Here is a 25,354-nt window from a genome sequence, read left to right as displayed (position 1 = left end):
GTGATCCAATAGAAAGCGGCAGTGAAAGTCATTAGTTCTATGTTCACTAAAACATAAGCTAACTTTCATTGCCGTACCTACACTGATATCTCTTATTGGATATACTCGCTTAACACCTGTCTATTCATGGTGGGTGAAATCAAAGTCCATTTATACCTTTATTTTTTTCCTCTATTGAAATAACCCCACAAGCTCATGTTATATTATCGAAGTTTTCGACTTACCAGTATGACATTAATTATATTGATGGCATTGATAATATTGATGACGTCAATATCATTGATGTTAAACAACCATATTAAAGGACTAATAGAATGTTTTTTTTCAAAGAAAAAATAAACCAGCACCTTGATTGTTTACAAAGTGCCATTAGAAAAAAAGAAAACAATAACAGCCTGTCAAATAAATCCTTAATGAAATTGATCAATGTAGTAAGTATCCAGTATGATTTAAAACATGGTGAAGCCAATTTTATTTTTGGACAAGAAGTTGATGTACGAAACATCAACCACAATAGTGTTTCCCGATTAATTAAGCACTTCAAAGAAATTAAGAGCTCGAAAAGTGAATCTTTTATTAAAAATCAGATCAGTGCGTGGGAAGATAATGCTAATAAACTATTAATACAAAGTGGCCATGCTCACCCGGTTTACCCTGCTCATCCTGTTAGCCCTGTTAGCCCTGTTAGCCCTGTTAGCCCTGTTAGCCCTGTTAGCCCTGTTGGCCCTGTTGGCCCTGTTGGCCCTGTTGGCCCTGTTGGCCCTGTTAATAATATTAACGATAATTTGCAGTTAATTGGTAAGGGAGCAAGAGGAAATGTCTATAGGGACGGTGATTTTATCATAAAAAAAATCAAAAACTTTAATATCAATGAAGCCATTCATGAAGTGAATATGTGTAATGAATATTATAAACTGACAGATAGGGTTTCCTCCGATGCAATCATTATAGATAAACACATTAAAATGCCTTTTGTAAAAGGAAAGACCCCTGAATTTTCAGAAGTCATTACTGGGGTAAAAAACATGTATAGCAAAGGTTTTTTTATGGGTGATCCTAACCCAGGCAACTTTATAAAAAATGAGAGTGGCGATATAATCCCTGTAGATTTTGGTCTTGTTTTTACTCTGCGAGGGTTAAATGCTCTAGATAAAGAAGTGAAAAAAGGAATAGTTCACGATTATATTAAAGGCGGATACAACTACATCCCCCCTGAAATGAAGTCAAAATACTTTTCTTGTATTCAAACATTAGATTTTTCTCTTGGCAAAGACAGTCCTACAGGAAACATGACTTTAAAGGAACTAACCAGAGTTGGTTTCAAACCTGTTTTCTGAGGATATGTTGCCGTATCCGTTGTACATTCCCCCTTCCGCAGACGGACCTCGGTTCTTAATAGAATGTAAATACTGATTTTTAATCATGAGGAAGCGAAGGCCTTCATTTCCTCATGATGTGATCAAACTTTAAGAAAGGTGACGGTGATTTATTCCCAGGGCAGCAGCAGCTGCCGCTCTATCTGCGGGTCCTGCAGCGTTACATGCAGCCCCACCAGCCTCACGCCCCGCCCGCCACGCCGCTGTTCCCAGGCTTCCCGCGCCACTTTCAGTAAATCTTCTTTGTTGAGCACAGGCCAGACGTGTTCCTGCGTGGTTTGCTGGAAGTCATGAAACTTGAGCTTTACCCCCTGCCGCGCAATGCGCAGTTCCGGGCTAACTTTACCGAGGCGCCTTTCCAGCTCAGGGAAGAGACGTTCAATCAGCGCCACGCACTCTTCCCAACGGTGAATATCTTCCGCCAGCGTGCGCTCGACGCCGACTGATTTACGCAGCCGTTCCGGCGACACGCCGCGCTCATCAATCCCCTGACAACGCTCCCAAAGTATGTGGCCAAATTTACCAAAGTTTTTCAGCAGTTGCGCCAGGTCATAACGTTGCACGTCGCCGCAGGTCACCAGACCACGCTCCTGTAATCGTTGGGCCGTGACTTTACCGACACCAGGAATTTTACTCAGCGGCAGATCCAGCAGAAACGCAGCCACCTGGTCGGGGGTTATCACGTACTGGCCGTTAGGTTTGTTGAGATCCGAAGCGATTTTTGCCAAAAACTTGATGGGCGCAATGCCCGCAGAAGCGGTGAGATTGATTTCATCGGAAATCGCCTGACGGATCTCTGCCGCAATCAGCGTGGCCGAGCCACTGCATGAGGTGGTGTCGGAAACATCGAGGTAGGCTTCGTCGAGCGAAAGCGGCTCAATCAAGGAAGTGTAGCGGGAGAAGATGTCGCGAATATGGTTGGAGGCCTCTTTATAAGCCTCCATTCTGCCAGGGATCACTTTAAGGTGCGGGCAGAGTTTCAGCGCCATCCCGGTGGGCATTGCGCTATGGACACCGAATTTACGCGCCGGATAATTGGCGGTACTGATGACACCACGGCGATCGCGGCTACCGCCAATGGCGATCGGAATGTCGCGCAGGGAAGGGTCGTCGCGCATTTCCACGGCGGCAAAGAAGCAGTCCATATCGACATGAATAATTTTGCGCATAGCCCTCCCACAGATACTGTATAAGTATACAGCTATAAACGGGGAATTCAAGTCAGCGCCACTCTATTCATCAAACAAGAAAATAACAAAATATCATTCATTCATCATTTGCATGGATAAGTTATTTTTAAGATTAATTATTAATTTATAACCAATTTTTGTGATTACTATAATATTTTTTCAACAATCAATCCGTATATTGGCCCGCGACTCCTCTTCAACGTAATGGAACCCGCCAAGATGAAAACGCCTCAACGATTATTGCTCAGTGCTTTAGTGTCCGGCTGCATGTTGTCACCTGTCGCTTTCGCCGCGCCTGTTGCCCATGCGCCACAAATTATCGCCCACCGAGGGGGGACTGCCGATGCACCGGAAAACACCCTTCCCGCGATCACGCTGGCGCTGAAAAACGGTGCCGACGCCATCTGGATAACCGCGCAGCTCTCCGGCGATAACATTCCGGTGCTTTACCGCCCGTCAGACCTGAAAACGCTCACGAATCAGCAAGGACTGGTCTCACATTATACAGCGGCAGAATTAGCCAAAATGGATGCAGGATGGGCGTTCGGTTCTGGTGAAGCACATCCCTATCGCGGCAAAAATATCGGTATTCCCACGCTGGAAAGCGTGTTGAAAGCTTTTCCAAAAACCACCTTCTATATCGACATAAAAACCCCGGACGCCGCCCCGGACAAAATGGCTACGGCGCTGGACAAGGTACTACAAGAGACGCATAGCCTGGCAAGAACCCGCATCTACTCTACCGATACAAAGTACCTTGAAGCCCTGCCCGCCACGCTGCCGCGTTTTGAAAGCCGTGATTTGACACGTACTGCGCTCGCCAACATCACTATGGCCCATCAATGTCAGATTAAGCCGGAGAAGCAAGGCCGCTGGTATGCGCTGGAAATGAAACGTGATGTGGAAGTAGTGGAGAAATACACGCTGGGCGAAGCGCGCTCAAAAGCGACGCTCGAATGGGATAAAGAAGCCATGGATTGTTTCCGCTCACAGGGTGAGGCGCACATTATTTTGATTGGGATAAATGATCAGGCTGATTATCAGCAGGCCAAAACGTTGGGTGCCGACGGCGTTCTGGTCAACTCTCCGGCTGACTTCACCAAGATCCCGCGTTGACGTTAATGCTCCCGGCGGCCACGCCGGGAATATCGCACGGATTGCGCCCAGTTCGGTGTACAAAAAATAACCTGAATCATTTTTTATGAGGTTATAAGGGAAATTATTCTCAGCACCATTGCTAAAAAAATCATCAGTATTAATATGGCAGCGAATCACGCATGTTTCGTGTCGATTGTACATCAGTGGCGGTCTTAAAGATCCTGGTATCTGTAGACAAAATAATCAGACCTATTCCCTAAGTAATTCGAGTGCAGCAAGACAGTCAATAGATCTGCAACTTGAAATATGGCGGGCATTTTTTAATAGCAGGAAGAAGAATGATCCGAATCGCGCTGTTACTTGCGATGCTCCTCAGTTTACCTCTATTTACCCTCGGAACAGCGGCCGCCAGTGAGCCAGCCCCGGTAGATCAGGCACTTAAGCAAAAGCTCTTAGGCTCCCCCGTCTATATTCAAATCTTCAAGCAGGAACGTAAGCTTGAACTTTATGCCGAACTTCAGGGCGAATATCGCCTGATTGGCATCTACGGTATTTGTGATTTCTCTGGCGGATTAGGCAATAAACGCCGTGAAGGGGATTTCAAAAGCCCTGAAGGTTTTTACAGTGTGGATATGCATCACTTAAAACCTGACAGCAAATTCTATCGTGCGATTAACATCGGCTTCCCGAATGATTACGACGTTGCTCAGGGTTATTCTGGAAAGTATCTGATGATCCACGGCAACTGCAAGTCTATTGGCTGTTACGCGATGACTGACCGGTATATGGATGAAATTTTCACTTACGTGCAGGCAGCCTTCCAGCTTGGTCAGCGTAACGTGCAGATCAGCATCTATCCATTCCGCATGACTGACGCCAACATGGTCGCGCACAAAAACTCGTCGTACATCAGTTTCTGGAACGAGCTGAAACCTGGTTATGATTATTTCCAGAAAAACCATACGCCGCCGAATGTAGTGGTCAGCGCAGGTAAGTATGTACTTACCGCTCCGGTGAAAGTGAACCCACTGGCATCACAGCTGGCGTTCACCACAGTGAAATAAGGCGAACTCACCTGGAGCAATCTTGTTCCAGGTTTCGTTACCCGTTAGAGGTTGGGTAGCGATCACAGTGACGACATCATCCGGTGTCGTCTGCTGCTGAAAATCTATTTCCACATCCTGATCTAACAACGTTGCCTTGCCAAACGGTGCGCGCCGCGTGATCCAGTAAAGATTGGTCGAGCAGTAGGCCATGACAAACCGTCCGTCCGACAACAGCATGTTAAACACCCCCTTCTGGCGTAACTCATCAGCCAAAGACGCGATATAGCGAAACACCGACGGCCAGTTACCCGGCGTGCGCGGATAGCGCTCGGTCAGTTTATGCAGCAACCAGCAGAAGGCGAATTCACTGTCGGTCTGGCCAATCGGCCGCAAGGTGCCGGTATTGAGCTGGCGGTAACCGCGCAGTTGGCCGTTATGGGCGTACGTCCAGTTACGGCCCCACAGTTCGCGGGTAAAAGGATGGGTATTTTCCAGCGACACTTCACCACGATTAGCCTGACGGATATGGGAAATCACCGCGCAGGATTTGATCGGGTATTCCTGAACCAGGCGGGCAATGGGCGAATTAAAACTCGGTTGCGGGTCTTTAAAGGTGCGGCAACCATTACCTTCGTAGAAAGTAATACCCCAGCCATCTTTATGCGGGCCTGTCCCGCCACCGCGCTGCACTAATCCGCTGAAACTGAAACAGATATCAGTAGGAACGTTAGCGCTCATCCCGAGCAATTCGCACATCACCAGCCTCCTTTAAGCCAAAAGCCTTAGGCTTTCGCCATCTCTTTTTCGATCAGTAAAATCAGGATATGAATCACTTTGATATGAATTTCCTGCACGCGATCGGCGAAGCCGAAATGCGGTACGCGGACTTCCACGTCAGCTGAGCCATCCATCTTGCCGCCGTTCTTGCCTGTCAGGGTGATGACTTTCATGCCTTTGGCACGCGCGGCTTCAATCGCTTTGATGACGTTGGCGGAATTACCAGAGGTGGAGATACCAAACAGCACATCGCCCTTCTGACCGACCGCTTCCACGTAGCGTGAGAAAATATGGTCAAATCCGAAATCGTTACCGACGCAGGAGATATGGCTGACATCAGAAATAGCGATTGCCGGATAGCCAGGGCGATTTTCACGGTAACGACCCGTCAGCTCTTCAGCGAAATGCATAGCGTCACAGTGTGACCCGCCATTGCCGCAGGAAATGACTTTCCCACCGGCTTTGAAGGAGTCCGCCAGCAGTACGGCAGCACGTTGAATTGATTCAATGTTAGCCGGGTCGCTGATGAATTTGTTCAGCGTGTCAGCAGCTTCGTTCAGTTCACTACGGATAATATCCTGGTACATGGCAGCCTCTTTTTATGTCCATTTGCAGCAATAAGATGTTCCGTCTCGCAGTGTAACGGATCGCCGAAACACCGAGAAGCCATGAAGGGGTAATGAATCGGATAGTTTCTGATTTTAGCCCTTCGTGCTGTCGGTTTGTGAGCCAAGTTGTAATTAAGATGTAAATGTATTGATAAAGAAATGGACCTGGACTAAAACCAATACATCCACCTAACAGGTCAGACCTCCTACAACTCAGGAGCTTTATCATGATGGTTCTTAGCATTGTCGCCCTATTGGTTATCATCGGTGTGCTGTTCTATCACCGCGTCAACTTGCCACTGAGCAGCCTGGTGGTCGCGGCCTTTACCGCCGCCATGGGCGCCATTCATTTATGGACGCTGTGGCTGCTGGTGCCGCTGGTGATCATTTTGCTGCCGTTCAACATTCCGGCACTGCGCCGTTCACTGTTCTCCGCTCCGGCCCTGCGCGCCTTTCGTAAAGTGATGCCTGAAATGTCACGCACGGAAAAAGAGGCCATTGAAGCCGGAACCACCTGGTGGGAAGGCGATCTGTTCAGCGGCACGCCTGACTGGAAAAAGTTGCAGGATTACCCGCAACAGCACCTCACTGATGAAGAGCAGGCCTTTATTGACGGCCCGGTGGAAGAAGCCTGCCGCATGGCGAATGATTTCGAAATCACCCACGAACTGGCTGACCTGCCGCCAGAGCTGTGGGCGTACCTGAAAGAACACCGCTTCTTCGCGATGATCATCAAAAAAGAGTACGGCGGTCTGGAATTCTCCGCTTATGCTCAGGCCCGCGTATTGCAGAAACTGGCTGGTATCTCAGGCATTCTGGCGATCACCGTCGGCGTACCGAACTCCCTCGGCCCGGGCGAACTGCTGCAACATTACGGGACTGACGCGCAAAAAGATCACTACCTGCCACGACTGGCGCAGGGTCTGGAAATTCCATGCTTCGCACTGACCAGCCCGGAAGCGGGTTCCGATGCGGGTGCCATTCCTGACGTTGGTATCGTGTGTAAAGGCCAGTGGGAAGGCAAAGAAGTGCTGGGGATGCGCCTGACCTGGAACAAGCGCTACATTACGCTGGCGCCTGTCGCCACCGTGCTCGGCCTGGCGTTTAAACTGCAAGACCCGGATCACCTGCTGGGTGAAACCGTTGAGCTCGGCATCACCTGTGCGCTGATCCCAACCGATACCCAAGGTGTCGAAATCGGCCATCGCCACTTCCCGCTCAATGTGCCGTTCCAAAATGGCCCGACACGCGGTAACGACATTTTCGTGCCTATCGACTACATCATTGGCGGCCCAAAAATGGCCGGTCAGGGCTGGCGTATGCTGGTTGAATGTCTGTCGGTTGGCCGTGGTATCACCCTGCCATCCAATGCCACAGGTAACCTGAAATCGCTGGCGCTGGCGACCGGCGCTTATGCCTATATCCGCCGTCAGTTCAAACTGCCGATCGGTAAAATGGAAGGGATCGAAGAGCCGCTGGCGCGCATTGCCGGTAATGCTTACGTGATGGATGCCGCCGCCACGCTTATCACCAACGGCATTATGCTTGGTGAAAAACCCGCCGTGCTGTCGGCTATCGTTAAATACCACTGTACCCATCGCGGCCAGCGTGCGGTGATGGACGCCATGGACATCACCGGCGGTAAAGGCATTATGCTCGGTAAAAGCAACTTCGTGGCCCGTGCCTATCAGGGCGCACCGATTGCTATCACCGTAGAAGGCGCCAACATTCTGACCCGCAGCATGATCATCTTCGGCCAGGGCGCGATCCGCTGCCATCCATATGTACTGCGTGAAATGGCGGCGGCGGAAAGTAATAACCTGCAAGATTTTGACCGTGCACTGTTCGGCCATATCGGCCACGTCGGCAGCAACAAAATGCGCAGCTTCTGGCTGGGGCTGACCAATGGCCGTACCAGTGCAACACCGGCTAAAGACGCCACGGCGCGTTACTACCAGCACATCAACCGTTTGAGTGCCAACCTGGCGCTGCTGTCAGATGTCTCGATGGGCGTCCTGGGCGGCAGCCTGAAACGCCGTGAACGTATCTCGGCGCGACTGGGGGATATTCTGAGCCAAATGTACCTGGCTTCCGCCACCCTGAAACGCTATGAGGAAGAAGGCCGTCACGAAGAGGATTTACCGCTGGTGCACTGGGGTGTGCAGGACTGTCTGAATCAGGCAGAGATCGCCATCGACGACCTGCTGCGCAACTTCCCGAACCGCCTTGTCGCCGGAGTCATGCGTCTGGTGATCTTCCCGCTGGGCCGTGCACATGCTGCGCCGTCTGACCAGTTAGACCACCAGTTGGCGCGCATTCTGCAAGTGCCGTCCGCCACCCGCAGCCGCATTGGTCGTGGTCAGTTCTTCGAAGCCAGCGAACATAACCCGATTGGGCAGTTGGAGGCGGCACTGGCGGATATCATCGCCGCCGAGCCGGTACATAAACGTCTCAGTGATGCGATGGGCAAAAAACTCTCCTTCACCCGTCTGGATATTCTGGCGCAGAAAGGCCTCGATGCCGGTCACCTGACCCCTGACGAAGCCCGCATTCTAAGCCGCGCCGAAGAGAGCCGTCTGCGTTCGATTAACGTCGATGAGTTTGAAGCGGATGAACTGGCGGCAAAAAAGCCGCAACAGGAAGTGAAGAAAGAGGCCAAACCGCGCCACACTGAAGCCGCCTGATCTTCGGTCCTGTCATTAATAAACAAAAAAGCCTGAGTGCGATACACACTCAGGCTTTTCCTTTGGGCTTTTTGATCATGCCGGATTTTAGGGGAAACACGGGGATAGGGTTTCCGCAGGAACGCCCTACCCCGTGGTCGCCCCGTGTATCTCAGTCTTACAGAGCCCCGGACAACTCAGCACTTATCGCACTTAGCTTTTTTTAGTTGGCGTTTGCGTCTGTGGGCGCACGCGAGTAGTCAGGCCTTTCAGGAAATAGCGCAGAACCTGATCGCCGCATGGGCGGTAGTTCTTATGGCCTTCTTTGCGGAAAAACGCGCTCAGTTCGCCTTCGGACATTTTGAAGTCTGCTGCAGCCAACACGCTCAGCATATCTTCAGTTTTCAGCTCAAACGCCACGCGGAGTTTCTTCAGCATGATGTTATTTGTCACGTGTTTTTCCACTTCCGGCACCGGGAAACGGTCATCTTTGCCACGTTTGAAGGTGATCAAGCCATTCAGAAAGTTCGCCATCACTTCGTCAGGCACTTCCATATAGCCTTCTTCATCGTCTTTCTTCAAATAGCGTGACATCACGTCCGGGCTGACTGGCGTGCCGGTCGTTTTGAGGATCTCAATCAGTTGGCCTTCGCTTACATTCAGCATGTGGCGCACGCTGCGCAAGACGTCGTTATGCATCATAATTCTGTGTTCCTGTTATGGAGTAAACCGAGGAAATGCCACCGGGCTTACACCCTAAATAATGTTCGCACCTCGAAGCCGGGCATTATACAGGAAACAGACGGTTTTAGCTGAACTGACGGATGCGGGCAATCAGTGACTCAATATCGTCAATCTGCCCGGCGGTCAGGATCAGCTTCTGCCCGAGACTCAGCGCATGGCGCTGGCAGTCGGCGCGCATGGCGTCATCATTGATATTATCCAGATCCGCGACGTGCGCCAGCCCGATGGTGCGGCGGATAAGTTCAGCGCCGCAATACCCCACCGCGTCATGCCATACCTGTTGCAGGAACTGCTCCGTATAGCCCTCTTCAGCCAGTGACGGATCCTGTGATTCATCACGCGCCAATTGCAGGAAACGCTCGGAGAAACTCAGCCACAGCGCACGTAAATCATTCAGGCGCTGCTCGCGCCCATCCGCCGCTTCGCGCACTGCCACCAACCCCGGCAAACCACAGTAATTGAGCAACACATTGCCCATTGCCGAACCAAGGTCAAAACCGATCGGGCCGTAATAGCCGAACTCTGCGTCAATGGCCTTCAGCTTGCCGTCTGCCACGAAAATCGAACCGCTGTGAATATCGCCGTGCAGCAGCGCTTCGGCCTTACTGAGGAAACGGTGTTTGAGTGACGCCACCGCCAACCGCAGCGGTTTGTCAGCACGCAGCGCGTCAACGTCGGGCTGCAAAATAGGATCGAAATTATTGCGCTCGTGATCAACGTAAGGATCAGTGAAGAACAGATCTTCGGTGATCTGGCAGAGTTCAGGGTTGCTAAAACGCGCCACTTCGGCTTTCTTAAACTGGGCGTTCTGGTAGAAATCTGAGGTGTGAAACAACGTCTGCGCCAGGTATTCACCCAGTTGACTGGCCGCCTGCGGGTAATGTTTGCCCTGCACCAGTTCACTGCGCCAGATGGCGTGATCGGAGAGATCTTCCTGCACCATCACCGCCAGTTCCGCATCGTGATGCAGTACTCTTACGGTGTGCTGTGGTGCGAATTTACCGTGCGCGACCAGCGTTTCCGCTTCAATACGCGCCCGGTCCAGCGTCAGCGGCCAGGACTCACCGACGCAGCGCACATACGGCAACGCCTGCTTGACGATCACCCGGCTCACACCCGCCGTATCACGGATTTTAAACACCAGATTCAGGTTGCCGTCGCCAATTTCGTCAGCGGAAATCAGAGATTGCGGGTCTTTAACACCGCCAAACTGGCGGGCATATTCAACGGCATCTGCAGCAGTAAACGTGTAATAGCGGGACATCGCGACCTCTCAAATTCAATGCTTAATAAAACGTCCAGACGTCTATACATCCGTCAAGCATGTTGGCAGAATAAGCAAACAGATGCAACTGAGCAACAAAGGTTTAACCAACAATGAAAAATCTCACAACCACCAGTTTACGAGTTCGAGAAAACCAGCTGTGGATCCTCGACCAGCAGGCACTGCCGCAGCAATCCGACTGGCGTCCCTGCCCGGATGTTGCCGCGCTGGTTGACCATATCCGCACCCTGCGCGTGCGCGGCGCCCCGTTGATTGGCCTTTCAGCCAGTCTGTTGCTGGCGCTGCTGGCCGAAGGGGGAATGCCTCAACCCGAGCTGCATCAGGCGCTGGACACCCTGCGTGAATCCCGCCCGACTGCCGTCAACCTGATGAATAATCTGGACCGCATGAAGGCCGTGCTGACACAAACCCATTTCGTTCCTGCTCTTGTCACCGAAGCACTGCGGCTGGTGGATGAAGACCGCGCACTGTGCAACAGCATTGCCGACCACGGCGCGAAGCTGGTAAAACCCGGTAGCCGCCTGCTGACCCACTGCAACACGGGCGGGCTGGCCACGGCGGGCGTGGGAACCGCGCTGGGGGTGATTTCCCGCGCCCATCAGCAAGGTAACGTTGAACAGGTGTGGGTCGATGAGACGCGCCCGTTGTTACAGGGCGGGCGTTTAACCGCCTGGGAACTCGGCGAGTTGGGCATCCCTTATCAGCTGATTTGTGACTCGATGGCCGCCAGTTTAATGGCGCAGGGCAGCGTCGATGCCATTTGGGTCGGCGCTGACCGTATCGCCGCCAATGGTGACGTCGCCAATAAAATCGGCACCTACAGCCTGGCGGTGCTGGCGAAATTCCACGGCATCCCTTTTTATGTCGCCGCCCCCCACACCACTCATGATCCGCACTGCCAGAACGGGGCCGCCATCCCCATCGAACAGCGCGATCCGCGCGAAGTCACCGGTGTCTCCGGCAGCTTTGGCTCAGTGCAATGGGCACCGCTGGATGCTAAGGTTTATAACCCGGCGTTTGACGTTACACCTGCCGCGTTAATTAGCGGCTGGGTGCTGGATATCGGCATAGTCAGCCCCGCGCAAGTCCAGCAAGGTATATTCCAGACTCCCTTAAAATAATCACAGCCAGGCGGGAAATCCCTCACCCGCCCCGCTGGTGATTATTAATAAAATGTTAACAACATTTAGTGAAAAATATTTTTTTGGCTATTTTTAAACCACATTAAATACCACAAAGATAATCACCCTCGCTCAAATAGCATTTCCTGCCACTGTGCCCCCCCTGTTTTATGCAAAGGCCGATTTATTCCGCAGGCATTAATTCCTTTAATTAAACATTAATGTTTTCCATTAATAGGCCGATAAACACCCGGGGCCTTTACGCTTAATCATGCCAAAACGTGAAGCCCCTCTTGCAGGTAAATAAAAAAAACGACGTGGACAAAGGATAGGTACATGAGAAAAACACTATTAATTGCGCTGGTTGCTACGGCAACACTGAGTGGTTGTGCGACGGAGTCTTCGCGGACTTTAGCGGTGGCGAAAGTGGCCTCTTATAATACGCAATATAATGGCCCACGTAGCCCTATTGCGGTGGGTAAATTTGATAACCGCTCCAGCTATATGAGCGGCATTTTCTCTGACGGTGTCGACCGTCTGGGTAATCAGTCCAAAACCATTCTGGTGACTGACCTGCAACAAACCGGGCGCTTCAACGTTCTCGATCGCACCAATATGGAAGAGATCAAAGAAGAAGCGGGTATCAAGGGTAAAGCACAAACGCTGAAAGGCGCGAATTACATCATTACCGGCGACGTGACCGAGTTCGGCCGCAAAGAAGTGGGCGATAACCAGCTGTGGGGCATTCTGGGCCGCGGCAAGCAACAAATCGCTTATGCCAAAGTCAACCTGAATATCGTCAATGTACAGACGTCAGAAGTGGTTTATTCCTCACAGGGCGCGGGCGAATACAGCCTGTCCAACCGTGAAGTTATCGGTTTTGGCGGCACGGCAAGTTATGACTCCACATTAAACGGCAAGGTTCTCGATCTCGCGATCCGCGAAGCGGTGAATAATCTGGTTAATGGAATCGAAAGCGGCGCATGGCGTCCTGCTAATTAATATACGGATATTATAAAAATGAGCATGAGTAAAAACAAAAGTACGTGGATGAAAGGCGGACTTATTACCCTGGCGTTATTATTAGCGGGCTGCGCAAGTCATCCTAAAACTGTCTATAACTGGGATCAATATCAGGCGACGGTTTATCAATATTATCAGAGTGACAAAGTAGGGCCAGAGCAGCAAATTGCCTCACTGAAAGAGTCCATTGAAAAATCCCGCGCGACCAACAAACTGGTACCACCGGGTCTGCACGCGCAGCTTGGATTACTTTACGCCAATACCGGTCATACCGATCAGGCATTCCAGGAATTCAATACTGAGAAAACATTATTTCCAGAGTCAGCGGCATATATGGACTTCCTGCTGAAAAAAAATAAAGGGAGCATAAAATGAAACGTTTATTCCTGCTGAGCGCAGCGCTGATCACACTGGTATTAACCGGCTGTGCCAAACCGGTTTCTTACGATTACACCGCGTTTAAAGAGAGCAAACCCAAATCCATTTTGGTATTGCCGCCGGTAAACCACTCTCCTGATATCAATGCCAGTCACAGTGTGTCATCTGTGATCACCATGCCACTGGCTGAAGACGGTTATTACGTTTTCCCGGTTGCCGTCGTTGACGAAACCTTCAAACAAAACGGCATGACATCGCCGGAAGACATTCGCGCGGTTAACGTCGCGAAACTGCGTCAAATCTTCGGTGCCGACGCCGCACTGTATATCGATATCACCGATTACGGCAGCAGCTATAAAGTCATCTCCAGCGATACCCGCGTAACCGCTAACGCCAAACTGGTAGATTTACGCAACGGTAAACTGTTGTGGAGCGGTACCGCGACCGCATCCAGCAATGAAGACCAAAATAACAACAACGGTAGTATTATTGGCCTGCTGGTTCAGGCTGCCGTCACTCAAATCGCCAATACCATGACGGATAAGAGCCATGACGTCGCTGTACTGACCGGCAGCCGCCTGCTCAGTGCTGGCACGCCAAACGGCATGCTGTATGGACCGCGTTCGTCTAACTATGGGAAGGAAGCTGCTCGCTAAGACCTGATGGTTTTGAGCTGCCATTGAAACTGGCTGGCGGGTTTCGGATTACGGTCCGAAATCCGCTTTTTAATTCAAGGTCAGGGTCGTGGGCGTCGGCCCACACCGGGCGGATTTCGGGTTACGGTCCGGAGCTCGCTTTTTAATTCAAGTTCAAGACCTTGGGTTGCCACCCAAACTGGCCTTAAGAGGCGCCTATCGCCGCGCCTCTTAAGAATCTCCGGCTCTTTTAAAAACAGCAACTGCGCTGGTCACAATGGCCGTGTTTCAGTCACCGTTGTTATAGCCGCAAACTCCGCCGCTGCGCGGTTCTCTCAGTTCGGGCTTCAACCCGCGCAAAAAGACTCGCGGTTTTGCGCCTCTCCCTCGACGTCGTTTTGAACGCGGCCCAGGCATTTTTAAAAGATAAAGATAAAGATAGCTCTGGTTTTGAATTTGAATTTAAAAAGCTCCGGCCGTGTTCAAAATGTCACCGGCAAGTCGGTGGAGAGACAACGTTTTTACCGTTGGCTCGAACCCGCAGCCGGGGATCGCGGAGCGATGACATTTTACGGCGATAACGGAAGTGCCTGAAACACGGCCATCCCGATTCAGCGATAGCGCGCAGTTAAAAAACGCAGGATTCCAAAGGAGGTTCGTTTAAACCTCCTTTGGGCCCGTGTGGGCGGCGAGCCCACGACCTTGAATTTGAATTTGAATTTGAATTTGAGAATTTAAAAAGATTTAAAAGCCTTTCTAAAAGGCTTACTCCCCGAGCCTCGGGTATTCATCCGCGATTTTATCGCCCGTAAAATGCGCCACCCAGCCTTCGACATTATCGAACAGGCGAATCGCCGTAAACGACGGGGAACCGCCCATGTCGAACCAGTGGCGGGTGTTGGCAGGAACAGAAATCAGGTCATTCTTCTCACACAGGATCTGGAAGATTTTGCCTTCCAGATGCAGGCAAAACAGCCCGGCACCGTCGACAAAGAAACGCACTTCATCCTCGCCGTGCGTGTGCTCAGACAAGAACTTAGTACGCAGTACCTCGCGCTGTTCATTGTCCGGGCGCATGCTGATCACATCCCAGCTCTGATAGCCCTTCTCGGCCACCAGCTTGTCGATTTCATGCTGATAAGCACTGATCACATCCGCAGGCTGCGGGTTGTCACCCAGCTCACGGTCGGCCTGCCAGCGCTCAAAACGCACGTTGATCTTGTTCAGTTCCGTTGCAATTTCCCCGCCGTCACGGCTGTGCCAGATTGGCGCGGAAGGATCCTGGTCGCTAAAAATAGTCAAAGCACTCATGGTCAACCCTCTTTATAAGAATGTTTCTAAGGCTATCTGATCAAAACGATTAACCTGCAGATGATCGCTTAATGTATCGGCGTCATCGCGGATCAACTGACAGGTGTGCCAGCCGGCTAAGCGGGCAGCGTCCAGTTCCTGGCGAATATCCGAGAGGAACAGCAGATCTTCCGGTGGGAGGATCAGTTGCTCGGCGATATTCTGGTAAGACTCTGTTTCGCGTTTGGCACCGACGCGGGTGTCGAAATAATCGCTGAACAGTGGCGTCAGGTCGCCCTCGTCGCTGTAGCCGAACAACAGTTTTTGTGCCTCCACCGAGCCGGAGGAATACACGCAAAGCCGCAGATTTTGCTGATGCCATGCCTGCAATTGCGGCGCAACATCCGGGTAAAGATGCCCACGAAAATCACCGTTTTCATAGCCGCTGCGCCAGATAATGCCCTGCAACACTTTCAGCGCCGTGGACTTCACATCGCCATCCATATAGGCGTAGAGCTTTTCGGTAAGCGCCTCCACGCTGGCCTGCGGGCGATCAATTTCAGCCCGCAGTGCATCGAGTGCCGCCGCCACCTCCGGCTGTTCATGCTGGGTACGCAAAAACTCGGCCAGACGTTCGCGGGCATAGGGGAACAGCACCTGATGCACAAAGCGGATGTCGGTGGTAGTGCCTTCAATATCGGTGATAATCGCGCGGATCATTTAGCCTCCAGCAGTCGGCGTTGCAGTTCACACTGGAATAAAAACTCCAGCCCTTCAAGATGACGGCGCGCTTCGGCGACGTCTTTGCCCCAGCAGGTCAGGCCGTGGCCGCGCAGCAGAAATCCGTATTGCAGTGGCGTTTTTTCTGCGCTGGCGGCAATTTTTTGCGCCAGCGCAGCAATGTCCTGGCTGTTATCGAAAATGGGGATCACCACCTGGTCGAGATGCGTCGTCTGGCCGCTGAGTGACTTTTGCATTTCGTAGCCTTCCAGCACCACTCCACCGCTGCGCTCGACGCGTGACAGCACGGTGGAATTCACAGAATGCGTGTGCAGCACCGCGCCAACCTGCGGGTACAGGCGGTACAGCAGCGTATGCAGGCCGGTTTCCGCCGACGGTCTGCGCCCGCCGGGGGCCCTGCCGCTTTCCAGTTCCACCAGCAGAAAATCCTGTTCGGTGAGCGTGCCTTTATCTTTGCCGGATTCGCTGATCAGGCAATATTCCTCACCCTCGCGCACCGACATATTACCGCCGGTCGCCGGGCTCCAGCCCTTTTGACCAATCCAGTGACAGGCTGCGGTCAATGCGCCCAGTTGTCTATTTTCTGACATGATGATCCTTGCAAGCCTTGCCCAGTGCGGCAGAGAGATAAGATGAAAACCTATATAAAACCTAGCGATTAATTAGACGATAATGACATTTAGCCATCTAAGCGTCTCGATTGCCAAATCTTAACATCGTGTTATCATCGTGAGCAACATACGTCCGCAAGACAGGCCCCGCTATGAGCACAGCAGCGTTAATTCCCCAGAGCAAACTTCCCGCGTCAGGCGTCACGATTTTTACCCAGATGAGTGCCTTAGCGCAGCAGCACAACGCCATCAACCTGTCGCAGGGCTTCCCTGATTTTGACGGTCCCGACTTTTTGAAACAACGGCTGGCCCATCATGTCAGCCAGGGCGCAAACCAGTACGCACCGATGACCGGCACCGCCGCACTGCGCGAAGCCATTGCGGCCAAAACCGAACAGATTTACGGCTACGCGCCGGATGCCACCCGCGACATCACCATTACCGCCGGGGCCACTGAAGCGCTGTACATCGCCATCACCGCGCTGGTCGGGCCGGGTGATGAAGTGGTGGCATTTGACCCAAGCTACGACTGCTACGCACCGGCCGTCCAGTTGGCAGGCGGTGTGATGAAACGCATCCAGCTGCAACCGCCCGAATTTAAAGTCGACTGGGCCACCTTCGCCGATAACCTGAGCGATCGCACCAAACTGGTGATCATCAATACGCCGCACAATCCGTCGGCCACCGCCTGGAGCCATGACGACGTTGAGCAACTGTGGCTGCGCATTGCAGATCGCAATATTTTCGTACTCAGTGATGAAGTCTACGAGCACATTTGCTTCGCTAAAGAGGGCCACGCCAGCGTGCTGCGCCACCCGCAACTGCGCCAGCGCGCCATTGCGGTCTCCTCCTTCGGCAAAACCTTCCATATGACCGGCTGGCGCGTGGGTTACTGCGTGGCACCGGCGGTTATCAGCGCAGAGCTGCGCAAAGTGCATCAGTATCTGACGTTTTCTATCACCACGCCGGTTCAGCTGGCGCTGGCCGATATGCTGCGTGAGCACCCTGAGCACTGGCAGGAACTTCCCGCGTTTTATCAGGCTAAACGTGACCGGCTGGCGCAGGGGCTGGCCAACAGCCGCCTGAAAGTGCTGCCGGGTGCGGGCACCTATTTCCTGCTGGTCGATTACAGCGACGTTTCTGATCTCGATGATGTTGCCTTCTGCCACTGGCTGACCGAACATGTCGGTGTGGCGGCCATTCCGATGTCAGTATTTTGTGCCGCGCCCTTCCCCCATAAATTGATCCGGCTGTGCTTTGCCAAACAGGAAGCCACGCTGGACGCCGCTGCGGAGCGCCTGTGTCAACTTTAAAACTTTCCCTGTTACAGCAACCCTTAGTCTGGCTGGATGGTGAGGCTAACCTCGCTCACTTCGACAGTCTGCTGCCTGCCCTGACCGGGCGTGATGTGATTATTCTGCCGGAAATGTTCACCACCGGCTTTGCCATGCAGGCGCCGGACCGCGCCCTGCTAGAAAGCCGGGTGATTGAGTGGTTACACCAGTGGGCAAAAGAATTGAATGCGCTGGTCGGCGGCAGCGTGGCGCTGACCACAGAAACCGGCGCAGTGAACCGTTTCCTGCTGGTTGAACCAGAGGGAAAAATGCATTTTTACGATAAGCGTCACCTGTTCCGCATGGCCGGTGAGCACAACTATTATGTAGCGGGGAAACGGCGTGAAATCGTCGAGTGGCGCGGCTGGCGTATTCTGCCACAGGTCTGTTATGACCTGCGTTTTCCGGTGTGGTCACGCAATCAGCAAGATTACGATCTGGCGCTGTACGTCGCCAACTGGCCTGCACCGCGCAGCCGTCACTGGTCGGCACTGCTTACCGCCCGCGCGATTGAAAATCAGGCTTACGTGGCCGGATGCAACCGCGTCGGGGATGACGATTATGGCCATCATTACAGCGGCGACAGCGTGATTATCAACCCGCAGGGTGAAGATCTGGCCCGCGCAGAACCGGGGGCGGCCATTGTGCTGAACGCTGAACTCTCGCTGGAAGCCTTACAGCAATACCGCGAGGCTTTCCCGGCGTGGCGCGATGCTGACAGTTTTTCGCATCAGGAATAAGAAAGATCCCCGGCCAGGAGACTGGCCGGGAAGAAGCAATATTATTTAATTTCGCCGAGGAAATCTGATTTCCCCAACTTCACGCCCAGATGACGCAGGATGTTATAGGCGGTGGTGACGTGGAAATAGAAGTTCGGGATGGCAAAGCTCATCACATAGCTGTGAGCCGTAAAGTTATGCTCCGCATTGCGGCCTTTAACGGTGATTGGGCGTGAGTCATCACCGTCCAGCTGTTCGGGTTTAACGCTTTCGATAAAGCTGATGGTTTTAGCGATACGTGCCTGCAGTTCAGCAAACGTGGTTTCGGTATCTTCCATCGCTGGCGGTGTCACCCCAGCCAGACGCGCCACCGCCCCTTTCGACATATCACTGACGATCTGCACCTGACGCATCAGCGGGTACATATCTTCCGCCAGGCGGGTATTCAGTACGCTCTCTTCCGATGTTCCGCTTTCCTTAGCCCAGGCCGCGCCTTTCTCCAGCAATGCTGAAAGATTATGTAAACCACGAACAAACTGCGCTGCTGTGCTGCCGTAAAGTGATGCTGACATGATGCTTCCTTAATGGGTTATGAGAACAATCTGCGCTGAGCTTAGCGCTTTAAGCTCATCACCACATGGCCTTTTGTGTTGCAAACGGTGCGCAAGCTTCAGGTTTTTCGGGTTGTAAAAACAGTAAGGAAATGAAGAAAAAGTAAACGTGCAAAATCGATATAACACAGCCACTCTATGAAATTAGAAATAATAGATTATTTAAAAACGCCATTTAAAATACATCATTAAAATAATTTATTACAAATGATGTGCAAAACCTCTTTTCGAAAACCATATTAAACGGCGAGTTTAACAAAAATTCAATTAACCTAAATTCCATTGAGAAAGAGGTATTACCATGTCAAGATCAACCTGGAGCAAAGTAGAGATGTTTTCCGTAAGAACGCCATCAGGGGCAACGCCGGTGGAAATCCTTGCTAATGGAAATATGCAGGCGGAGATCATCGTCGATATTAAGGTGGTTGACGAAAATGGCTACCCGGTTAAATTAACCGAATTTGATAAAAACAAATTAAATCTTATCGATTATAATAATGCTGCCCGATTCAGCTATGACTGGTCCATCAGTGAAATAGAAAATATCTATACTCACACACTGGCGGATAACACATTAACTACCACACCAGGGCCACTCAGTGATGTCCAGTCGTTCCGTTTTTGGGTGACCACAGTAGTAGAAACCCCTGTATCTATTGGAGCCATGATCCTCCTCCCGGACGAAAGTACTGTATCAACTCACTCCACCGAGTTTGATAGCCATATACAGTGCCTGGGTATTGCGCCTTCGCGTTATAAACTTGCTGACGTGAGTTTTACACAGCAAAACACTTCAGACTCTCCGAAATATCCCGATGGTGTAACCATTGACCAGGATAACTATTATCTGAGTCTGAAAAATGGAAACCCTATCGTGGCGGTGGAATGGAGATACGGTTCAATGAATATTTTTGCACAGAGAAACACATCTGCCAGCACACAACAGCTTTATGCATGGCCGCTGGATGCAAATAAAACGCAGACTATTAGCGTTCAGTCCGCCACGGCAATAGATAATTACGATATTACCGTCAATAATTATCCAGGTCAGGTTACCTTCACGAGGATTTCAGCAGCGCTGACTGATAATCCATTGAGTGATACCTTCGATAATCCACTGACCTTCCGCATCCTTGATAATTTAGGGAATTACGGTGACTTTACCGTATCGCAAACCAATAGTTTTAACACAATGAAGATCGTAGATTATCCAGCATAAAACATAACAAAGAGGCCGAATCAATTTCAGCCTCTTTTCTGCATACGAAAACTTATCTTTAATATTCCCGGATAAATGTCTTTTACTATCAACTCACTGAATGATTTTTTCGCCGGAAAACCTCTGAACAGAGGGTAAACCGGCCCCGCGTTTTACAAACCCACCGCGCACTCTGGATCGCTTCTTGCATTAAATCCCTCCGCTAAAACATCTGACAGAGGCTTACTGATGACGATCACCTTTATTGCTCACCCCACGCCCGAACCGGCTTTGTACGGTGCGATGGCCGCGATACTTGCTGAACTGCGTGCGTTGCCGCTGTGTCACCTGCCCGTCACTCATGATGCAAAACGCTTTGCCAATGCGCGTCAGCACGTCACCGCGCAGGGGCATCAACTGACCAGCGGGCTGGTGTGGCTTGAACGCCTGACCGGACGCGATGCGGGTGCAGAATCAGACCTTAACACCTTGATAAAGCGCGCATTAAGAGAAGATATCGTGGTGCCCTCCACGCAGCCAATGAGCCAGGAACTGGCCCTACTGGCCGCAGAAAATGGCATCACAGTGGAGTCATTACGGGTGGTAAAACAGCAAAATAAGTTCCAGCTCGAAGACACCACCACCGGCAAAATACGCAGCAATGGTTGGGCGCGCGACGCCTTCGGACGCTGGGCGCTCGGGTCGGTTTCCCAGCCAGTGATGCGCACCGGAAAAAAACTGCGCCTGGCGTTAGTCGGTGATGTTGCCGAGCACCGCGACAGCTATCCGGCGATGCTCGCTGCACTGGGAGATGCTACCGATGCACTGGCATTGAGCATTGAGGTGGTTTACGTCACGCCAAACCTGATTGGCAGCCAGCTCGACTGCACGCTGTTTGACGTCGACGGTATTCTCTTGCCAGGCGTACTCAACAGCGCCGGGGAAAACCCGCTGGCCGGACAGCTGGCAGTCACCGCCTGGGCGCTGGAAAACCGCGTACCGCTGTTGGGAATTAATCAGGGGATGCATCTGATGGTGGCCGCGCTGGGCCAGCAGGTATTGGGGCAGGACCGCGTGGTGATGCATGGCCCTTCCACACTGAATACGCTGCAAACCAGCCTGCCGCTGGGTAATCCGCCGCAACAGCGGCTCGGCAATCAGTGGATGTACAGCAAAGCGGGCAGCCGTATCGAACAGTGGCTGGGCAGCAAAGCCAACCTGCGTTATAACCAGCGCTGGAGCCTGAACCCGCAACTGCTGGATGAACTGCACGTGGCCGGTCTGCGCATCAGCGGCAGCGATGAGATGGGCCAGAGCGCCGACGCCATCGAACTGCATGATCATCCGTTCTTTGTCGGCATTCAGGCCCAGCCTGATTTACAGTCGCGCCGCGAACGCCCTAACCCGCTGCTGATGGCGTTCCTGCAACAGGTCCGCCAGTGTAACGGGGAGCGGGACGTCAGCCACGTCGCGCTGACCAAAAGCGTGCGGCTGAAACAACCCTATTTATTGATGGGCTGAAACGGTGGAAATTAAGAGCCTCTATAGCTGGAATAGGCATAGGGGCTGATAAGCAGCGGCAAGTGGTAATGCGCCTGTTCGCCGGAAATCATCACATCGATGATCGCCGAGTGATAAAGCGTCTCCCGTCCGGTGGCGGCAAAATATGCACCGATATCCGCGCAAAGCCGGTAACGGCCTGACGCCACCGGCTCCGGCGTTAATTTGGCAGCACGGCCATCGGCATCGGTTTGCGTTTCACCCATCAGGGTGATGTTCTGGCCGTCTACCTTTTCCAACCAGACACGCACATTGGCTGCGGGCTGACCTAATGACGTATCGAGAATATGCGTGGTGATCTTAGTCATTATTGAAATATCTCCTTTAAGCGCAGCAGGGTGATCTCTTTTAATTGTTGCGCGGTCTCCTGATCTTCGGTTTCCGGCGAATTCAATAACCGCCGTTGCAGGTTTTCGAGTATCTCCTGCGAGCTGCGCCCCTTGGCACGAATCAAAAACACCTGCCCGAAACGCTGCTCGTAGCGCAAATTGCCATCGCGCAGCGCATCGATAACCTGCTGATGGCTGATGTTTAGCGTCGCCTGTTCGCCCCGTGAAAGCTGCGCTTCTTTGCTGGATCCCGCAGCACGTTCACCGATACGCGGATGGGCCGCCAGCGCCTGGGTCAGGTCTTGCGCCTGCCAGTGCTGGCAGGCGGCTTCTGCGCACTGCATCAACCGTTCCGTGGAGGAATAGGGCCGTCCATCGCTGACCTGTTTTGCCCAGGCAGGAAGATTAACCAACGGGCGCAGCAGCGCGACCGCCTCGAATTCCGACAGCGCGTTAAATTCATCGAGCGTCATAAATGCCCCTCGTCGAAACTCAGCACCGTATTGATATACGCCTGCACCGCAAACGCGACGTCGCTGGCGGTGACGGACTCATCAGGGTGATGGCTGATCCCGTCCTTACAGCGCACAAACAGCATGCCGACCGGCCAGCATTCGGCGATAGCAATCGCGTCGTGCCCGGCACCGCTTGGCAATGACATCGCCCGCCCCTGTAACTGTAGGACGCTCTGGTTCAGACGGTGCTGTAAACCCTGGTCGCACTCCGTCGCGCTGATGCCGTAAAACTGCTCGGCATCAAACGTCAGCCCACGCCGGGCGGCAATCTCATGGCCTTTCGCCAGCAAGACTTTCAGCAGTGCGCATAACGCCTCATCACGCGGGCCGCGCACGTCGAGGGACAGTTTTACCTGCCCCGGAATGACATTCACCGCGCCCGGCAGGCACTCCAGCGTGCCGACGGTCGCGACCAGATGGTGACCGCTGGCGGTGGTCATGCTCTCGATCGCCAGCGTCCATTCGGCGGCGGCGGTCAGAGCGTCCTGACGCTGGCCCATCGGCACGGTTCCGGCATGGCCGGCGTGGCCGGTGAAACGGCAGTTCAGGCGGCGTGCGCCGTTGATCGCAGTGACCACGCCGAGCGGCATATCCGCGCTTTGCAGACAGGGTCCCTGCTCGATGTGACATTCCAGATAGGCGCAAAAATCGCTGACCGCACGCTGTGACGCGCCGATGTGCAGCGGCTCCAGCCCAACACGGAGCATCGCTTCGGCGACGGAAATGCCCTGCGCGTCTTTGCGCTCCAGCCAGTCAGCAGGCCAGGTGCCGGTGAGCCCACGGCTGCCAAGCAGTGTGATACCAAACCGCGTGCCCTCTTCGTCGCAGAACCCGACAATTTCCACCGCCATCGGCAGGCGGATCGCGTTCTGATGCAGATGCGAAACCACTTCCAACGCGGTCAGTACGCCGAGCGGGCCATCGTAACGCCCCGCATTACGCACGCTGTCGAGATGCGAACCGAGTAGCAACGCAGGCGCGGAAGGATCACACCCTTCGTAGCGACCGCAGATATTACCGACGCTGTCCTGCCAGACGCGCATCCCGGCGGCCGCCATCCATTCGCCGACCAGACGGTTGGCCTGTAAATGTTCAGGCGAAAGATACACGCGGGTCAGTTGACCCGGCGTTTCGCTGATGGCTGCGAGTGCGTCGCAGCGCGCCATCACCCGCTCTGCCGCCCGGGCGGCGCTGGCGGAAACCGCAGCCAGCGTAAAGGCTTCTGCCATTACTGACCTCCTGCGTAATGATCCCAGGCGGCCTGCGAGCCTGCGCCGTATTTCGACGCATAGCCCAGACGGTGTAAGACCGCTTCCAGCGCCACCAGCGTCTGCAACACGCAGTCTTTGCGCGCGTTGTAACCCATGGTGCCGATACGCCAGATTTTGCCCGCCAGCGGACCAAACGACGTGCCGATCTCAATCGAGAAATCGTTCAGCATCATCTGGCGCACCTGTTCGCCATGAATGCCCTGCGGAATGACCACGCCAAGCACGTTGTTCATGCGGTGATTCAGGTCGCCGAATACTTCCAGCCCCATCCCCTGAATCCCCGCCAGCAGCGCGCCGCCGTGCAGTTTGTGGCGTGCGATGCTGTTATCCAGACCTTCTTCGAGAATAACGCGGGCACATTCGCGGGCAGCAAACAGCATGCTGGTCGCTTCGGTATGGTGGTTCAGACGCTCAGGGCCCCAGTAATCCATGATCATGCCGAGATCGAAATAGTTGGAGTAGATCATCTCCTCGTCGCCGTCAGCGTGGTCAGCCGTGCGGATCCCTTCTTCGACACATTTACGCCGGCGGATCTGCTCTGCAAAACGCGGGCTGATGGTGACCGGCGAACTGCCCGACGGGCCGCCGAGGCATTTCTGCAAACCGGCGGAGACGGCGTCCAGACCCCAGGCATCAGTTTCCATCGGGTTACCGGCGAAGGAGGCCGTGGCATCGGAGTAGAACAGCACGCCGTGGCGGCGACACATCTCACCGAGCTGTTCCAGCGGCTGCAACATGGTGGTGGAGGTGTCGCCCTGCACGGTCAGCAGCCAGCGCGGTTTCACGGATTTGATGGCATCTTCGATCTGCTGCGGGTCAAACACTTCGCCCCACGGCACTTCAAGGGTGTGCACTTCGGCGCGGCAGCGGCGGGCGATTTCACACAGCAGATGGCCGAAACGGCCAAACACCGGCACCAGCACTTTGTCGCCGGGGCGAATGCCCGACAGCAGCACCGCTTCGATACCGGCGCGTGACGTACCGTCGATCAGGAAGGTCCACTGATTGTCGGTTTTGTACAGCGCACGATACAGCGCCATCACCTCGTTCATGTAGCCGGTCATCACCGGATCGTACTGGCCGATCAGCTGGCTGCTCATCGCCCGCAGCACACGCGGGTCAGCGTTGATTGGCCCCGGCCCCATCAGCAGACGGGTTGGCGGGTTGATTTGTCCGAGTGTCGTAATATCCAGCATGATTAATCCTTACATTGGAATGCGGTTTTTCAGCT

Annotated in this window: 25 protein-coding genes; 12 read left to right on the top strand and 13 right to left on the bottom strand. The window is 53.1% G+C overall.

Annotated features, from left to right (window positions below; all coding sequences use genetic code 11):
- Positions 1–314: 314 nt before the first annotated feature.
- Complete coding sequence (locus EAH77_RS25275; protein ID WP_140475372.1) at positions 315–1,337, top strand: AarF/UbiB family protein; 1,023 nt, start codon at positions 315–317, stop codon at positions 1,335–1,337.
- A gap of 149 nt (positions 1,338–1,486) precedes the next feature.
- On the opposite strand, the gene dinB is transcribed toward EAH77_RS25275, so the two are convergent.
- Positions 1,487–2,545, bottom strand: a complete 1,059-nt coding sequence (dinB, locus tag EAH77_RS22720) for a DNA polymerase IV (RefSeq protein ID WP_140475370.1) — start codon at positions 2,543–2,545, stop codon at positions 1,487–1,489.
- A gap of 288 nt (positions 2,546–2,833) precedes the next feature.
- Between dinB and EAH77_RS22715 the strand changes: the two genes are divergently transcribed.
- Both EAH77_RS22715 and dpaA read left to right on the top strand, forming a co-directional pair.
- Complete coding sequence (locus EAH77_RS22715) at positions 2,834–3,682, top strand: glycerophosphodiester phosphodiesterase family protein (protein WP_241673523.1); 849 nt, start codon at positions 2,834–2,836, stop codon at positions 3,680–3,682.
- Positions 3,683–4,002: 320 nt separating this feature from the next.
- Complete coding sequence (gene dpaA / locus EAH77_RS22710; RefSeq protein ID WP_140475366.1) at positions 4,003–4,728, top strand: peptidoglycan meso-diaminopimelic acid protein amidase; 726 nt, start codon at positions 4,003–4,005, stop codon at positions 4,726–4,728.
- On the opposite strand, the gene EAH77_RS22705 is transcribed toward dpaA, so the two are convergent.
- Entirely contained in the window at positions 4,699–5,466 is a 768-nt protein-coding gene (locus EAH77_RS22705) for a class II glutamine amidotransferase (RefSeq protein WP_140475364.1), read from the bottom strand. The genes dpaA and EAH77_RS22705 overlap by 30 nt on opposite strands.
- 26 nt (positions 5,467–5,492) lie before the next feature.
- Positions 5,493–6,074 (bottom strand): D-sedoheptulose 7-phosphate isomerase, encoded by a 582-nt coding sequence (lpcA, locus tag EAH77_RS22700; protein ID WP_140475362.1) that lies wholly within the window; start codon positions 6,072–6,074, stop codon positions 5,493–5,495.
- Positions 6,075–6,322: 248 nt separating this feature from the next.
- Here lpcA and fadE point away from each other — a divergent pair, with 248 nt between their 5' ends.
- Entirely contained in the window at positions 6,323–8,779 is a 2,457-nt protein-coding gene (gene fadE, locus EAH77_RS22695) for an acyl-CoA dehydrogenase FadE (protein WP_140475360.1), read from the top strand.
- Between the two features lie 192 nt (positions 8,780–8,971).
- On the opposite strand, the gene EAH77_RS22690 is transcribed toward fadE, so the two are convergent.
- Positions 8,972–9,460, bottom strand: coding sequence for a DUF1456 family protein (locus EAH77_RS22690; protein WP_140475358.1), 489 nt, complete (start codon positions 9,458–9,460; stop codon positions 8,972–8,974).
- A 106-nt stretch (positions 9,461–9,566) separates the two neighbouring features.
- On the bottom strand, positions 9,567–10,766 hold the full coding sequence (gene mtnK, locus EAH77_RS22685; RefSeq protein WP_140475356.1) for an S-methyl-5-thioribose kinase: 1,200 nt from the start codon (positions 10,764–10,766) through the stop codon (positions 9,567–9,569).
- A gap of 113 nt (positions 10,767–10,879) precedes the next feature.
- Here mtnK and mtnA point away from each other — a divergent pair, with 113 nt between their 5' ends.
- From mtnA to EAH77_RS22665, 4 genes are all read left to right on the top strand, one after another.
- Positions 10,880–11,908 (top strand): S-methyl-5-thioribose-1-phosphate isomerase, encoded by a 1,029-nt coding sequence (mtnA, locus tag EAH77_RS22680; protein WP_140475354.1) that lies wholly within the window; start codon positions 10,880–10,882, stop codon positions 11,906–11,908.
- 336 nt (positions 11,909–12,244) lie between these two features.
- Positions 12,245–12,910: a CsgG/HfaB family protein gene (locus tag EAH77_RS22675; protein WP_140475352.1), complete on the top strand. Its 666-nt coding sequence runs from the start codon at positions 12,245–12,247 to the stop codon at positions 12,908–12,910.
- A gap of 24 nt (positions 12,911–12,934) precedes the next feature.
- Positions 12,935–13,306 (top strand): DUF4810 domain-containing protein, encoded by a 372-nt coding sequence (locus EAH77_RS22670; RefSeq protein ID WP_431306788.1) that lies wholly within the window; start codon positions 12,935–12,937, stop codon positions 13,304–13,306.
- Entirely contained in the window at positions 13,303–13,965 is a 663-nt protein-coding gene (locus EAH77_RS22665; RefSeq protein ID WP_140475348.1) for a DUF799 domain-containing protein, read from the top strand. Before EAH77_RS22670 ends, EAH77_RS22665 begins: the two co-directional genes overlap by 4 nt.
- 744 nt (positions 13,966–14,709) lie before the next feature.
- Here the strand turns inward: EAH77_RS22665 and EAH77_RS22660 are convergent.
- Genes EAH77_RS22660 through EAH77_RS22650 form a run of 3 tightly spaced genes read right to left on the bottom strand, consistent with a single transcriptional unit; the run spans position 14,710 to position 16,565 of the window.
- Complete coding sequence (locus tag EAH77_RS22660; RefSeq protein WP_140475346.1) at positions 14,710–15,255, bottom strand: 1,2-dihydroxy-3-keto-5-methylthiopentene dioxygenase; 546 nt, start codon at positions 15,253–15,255, stop codon at positions 14,710–14,712.
- Positions 15,256–15,267: 12 nt separating this feature from the next.
- Positions 15,268–15,954, bottom strand: coding sequence for an acireductone synthase (gene mtnC / locus EAH77_RS22655; RefSeq protein ID WP_140475344.1), 687 nt, complete (start codon positions 15,952–15,954; stop codon positions 15,268–15,270).
- A complete protein-coding gene (locus tag EAH77_RS22650; protein ID WP_140475342.1) occupies positions 15,951–16,565 on the bottom strand; it encodes a methylthioribulose 1-phosphate dehydratase in 615 nt (204 codons plus the stop codon). The genes mtnC and EAH77_RS22650 overlap by 4 nt, the downstream gene beginning before the upstream one ends.
- 173 nt (positions 16,566–16,738) lie before the next feature.
- Here EAH77_RS22650 and EAH77_RS22645 point away from each other — a divergent pair, with 173 nt between their 5' ends.
- Both EAH77_RS22645 and EAH77_RS22640 read left to right on the top strand, forming a co-directional pair.
- Entirely contained in the window at positions 16,739–17,899 is a 1,161-nt protein-coding gene (locus EAH77_RS22645) for a pyridoxal phosphate-dependent aminotransferase (RefSeq protein WP_140475340.1), read from the top strand.
- Entirely contained in the window at positions 17,887–18,660 is a 774-nt protein-coding gene (locus tag EAH77_RS22640) for an amidohydrolase (RefSeq protein WP_140475338.1), read from the top strand. Before EAH77_RS22645 ends, EAH77_RS22640 begins: the two co-directional genes overlap by 13 nt.
- 41 nt (positions 18,661–18,701) lie before the next feature.
- On the opposite strand, the gene EAH77_RS22635 is transcribed toward EAH77_RS22640, so the two are convergent.
- Positions 18,702–19,211, bottom strand: a complete 510-nt coding sequence (locus tag EAH77_RS22635) for a DUF1993 domain-containing protein (RefSeq protein ID WP_140475336.1) — start codon at positions 19,209–19,211, stop codon at positions 18,702–18,704.
- 340 nt (positions 19,212–19,551) lie between these two features.
- On the opposite strand from EAH77_RS22635, the gene EAH77_RS22630 reads away from it, so the two are divergent.
- Both EAH77_RS22630 and EAH77_RS22625 read left to right on the top strand, forming a co-directional pair.
- Positions 19,552–20,469, top strand: a complete 918-nt coding sequence (locus tag EAH77_RS22630; protein ID WP_140475334.1) for a hypothetical protein — start codon at positions 19,552–19,554, stop codon at positions 20,467–20,469.
- Positions 20,470–20,697: 228 nt separating this feature from the next.
- Entirely contained in the window at positions 20,698–21,969 is a 1,272-nt protein-coding gene (locus tag EAH77_RS22625) for a glutamine amidotransferase-related protein (RefSeq protein WP_140475332.1), read from the top strand.
- 11 nt (positions 21,970–21,980) lie between these two features.
- Here EAH77_RS22625 and uraH read toward each other — a convergent pair whose 3' ends face one another.
- Genes uraH through EAH77_RS22605 form a run of 4 tightly spaced genes read right to left on the bottom strand, consistent with a single transcriptional unit; the run spans position 21,981 to position 25,319 of the window.
- Positions 21,981–22,316 carry a hydroxyisourate hydrolase gene (gene uraH, locus EAH77_RS22620; protein WP_140475330.1) on the bottom strand — a complete coding sequence of 112 codons (336 nt, stop codon included), beginning with the start codon at positions 22,314–22,316 and terminating at the stop codon, positions 21,981–21,983.
- Complete coding sequence (gene uraD / locus EAH77_RS22615; protein ID WP_140475328.1) at positions 22,316–22,810, bottom strand: 2-oxo-4-hydroxy-4-carboxy-5-ureidoimidazoline decarboxylase; 495 nt, start codon at positions 22,808–22,810, stop codon at positions 22,316–22,318. Before uraD ends, uraH begins: the two co-directional genes overlap by 1 nt.
- Positions 22,807–24,081, bottom strand: coding sequence for an allantoate amidohydrolase (gene hpxK, locus EAH77_RS22610; protein ID WP_140475326.1), 1,275 nt, complete (start codon positions 24,079–24,081; stop codon positions 22,807–22,809). The genes uraD and hpxK overlap by 4 nt, the downstream gene beginning before the upstream one ends.
- The gene (locus EAH77_RS22605; RefSeq protein WP_140475324.1) at positions 24,081–25,319 is read right to left on the bottom strand and encodes a pyridoxal-phosphate-dependent aminotransferase family protein; all 1,239 of its coding nucleotides are present in this window, start codon (positions 25,317–25,319) and stop codon (positions 24,081–24,083) included. The genes hpxK and EAH77_RS22605 overlap by 1 nt, the downstream gene beginning before the upstream one ends.
- Positions 25,320–25,354: the final 35 nt, after the last annotated feature.

The sequence above is a fragment of the Ewingella americana genome (assembly GCF_006438725.1).
In the GTDB taxonomy this organism is placed as follows: Bacteria; Pseudomonadota; Gammaproteobacteria; order Enterobacterales; family Enterobacteriaceae; genus Ewingella; species Ewingella americana_A.
The sequence above is the reverse complement of the archived record's forward strand: the minus strand, read 5'-3'. Positions and strand labels throughout refer to the sequence as shown.

Bases quoted from the DNA above. Each gene is read 5' to 3' on its own strand.
- EAH77_RS25275 (WP_140475372.1), top strand. From the start codon at position 315: ATGTTTTTTTTCAAAGAAAAAATAAACCAGCACCTTGATTGTTTACAA.
- dinB (WP_140475370.1), bottom strand. From the start codon at position 2,545: ATGCGCAAAATTATTCATGTCGATATGGACTGCTTCTTTGCCGCCGTG.
- EAH77_RS22715 (WP_241673523.1), top strand. From the start codon at position 2,834: ATGTTGTCACCTGTCGCTTTCGCCGCGCCTGTTGCCCATGCGCCACAA.
- dpaA (WP_140475366.1), top strand. From the start codon at position 4,003: ATGATCCGAATCGCGCTGTTACTTGCGATGCTCCTCAGTTTACCTCTA.
- EAH77_RS22705 (WP_140475364.1), bottom strand. From the start codon at position 5,466: ATGTGCGAATTGCTCGGGATGAGCGCTAACGTTCCTACTGATATCTGT.
- lpcA (WP_140475362.1), bottom strand. From the start codon at position 6,074: ATGTACCAGGATATTATCCGTAGTGAACTGAACGAAGCTGCTGACACG.
- fadE (WP_140475360.1), top strand. From the start codon at position 6,323: ATGATGGTTCTTAGCATTGTCGCCCTATTGGTTATCATCGGTGTGCTG.
- EAH77_RS22690 (WP_140475358.1), bottom strand. From the start codon at position 9,460: ATGATGCATAACGACGTCTTGCGCAGCGTGCGCCACATGCTGAATGTA.
- mtnK (WP_140475356.1), bottom strand. From the start codon at position 10,766: ATGTCCCGCTATTACACGTTTACTGCTGCAGATGCCGTTGAATATGCC.
- mtnA (WP_140475354.1), top strand. From the start codon at position 10,880: ATGAAAAATCTCACAACCACCAGTTTACGAGTTCGAGAAAACCAGCTG.
- EAH77_RS22675 (WP_140475352.1), top strand. From the start codon at position 12,245: ATGAGAAAAACACTATTAATTGCGCTGGTTGCTACGGCAACACTGAGT.
- EAH77_RS22670 (WP_431306788.1), top strand. From the start codon at position 12,935: ATGAGTAAAAACAAAAGTACGTGGATGAAAGGCGGACTTATTACCCTG.
- EAH77_RS22665 (WP_140475348.1), top strand. From the start codon at position 13,303: ATGAAACGTTTATTCCTGCTGAGCGCAGCGCTGATCACACTGGTATTA.
- EAH77_RS22660 (WP_140475346.1), bottom strand. From the start codon at position 15,255: ATGAGTGCTTTGACTATTTTTAGCGACCAGGATCCTTCCGCGCCAATC.
- mtnC (WP_140475344.1), bottom strand. From the start codon at position 15,954: ATGATCCGCGCGATTATCACCGATATTGAAGGCACTACCACCGACATC.
- EAH77_RS22650 (WP_140475342.1), bottom strand. From the start codon at position 16,565: ATGTCAGAAAATAGACAACTGGGCGCATTGACCGCAGCCTGTCACTGG.
- EAH77_RS22645 (WP_140475340.1), top strand. From the start codon at position 16,739: ATGAGCACAGCAGCGTTAATTCCCCAGAGCAAACTTCCCGCGTCAGGC.
- EAH77_RS22635 (WP_140475336.1), bottom strand. From the start codon at position 19,211: ATGTCAGCATCACTTTACGGCAGCACAGCAGCGCAGTTTGTTCGTGGT.
- EAH77_RS22630 (WP_140475334.1), top strand. From the start codon at position 19,552: ATGTCAAGATCAACCTGGAGCAAAGTAGAGATGTTTTCCGTAAGAACG.
- EAH77_RS22625 (WP_140475332.1), top strand. From the start codon at position 20,698: ATGACGATCACCTTTATTGCTCACCCCACGCCCGAACCGGCTTTGTAC.
- uraH (WP_140475330.1), bottom strand. From the start codon at position 22,316: ATGACTAAGATCACCACGCATATTCTCGATACGTCATTAGGTCAGCCC.
- uraD (WP_140475328.1), bottom strand. From the start codon at position 22,810: ATGACGCTCGATGAATTTAACGCGCTGTCGGAATTCGAGGCGGTCGCG.
- hpxK (WP_140475326.1), bottom strand. From the start codon at position 24,081: ATGGCAGAAGCCTTTACGCTGGCTGCGGTTTCCGCCAGCGCCGCCCGG.
- EAH77_RS22605 (WP_140475324.1), bottom strand. From the start codon at position 25,319: ATGCTGGATATTACGACACTCGGACAAATCAACCCGCCAACCCGTCTG.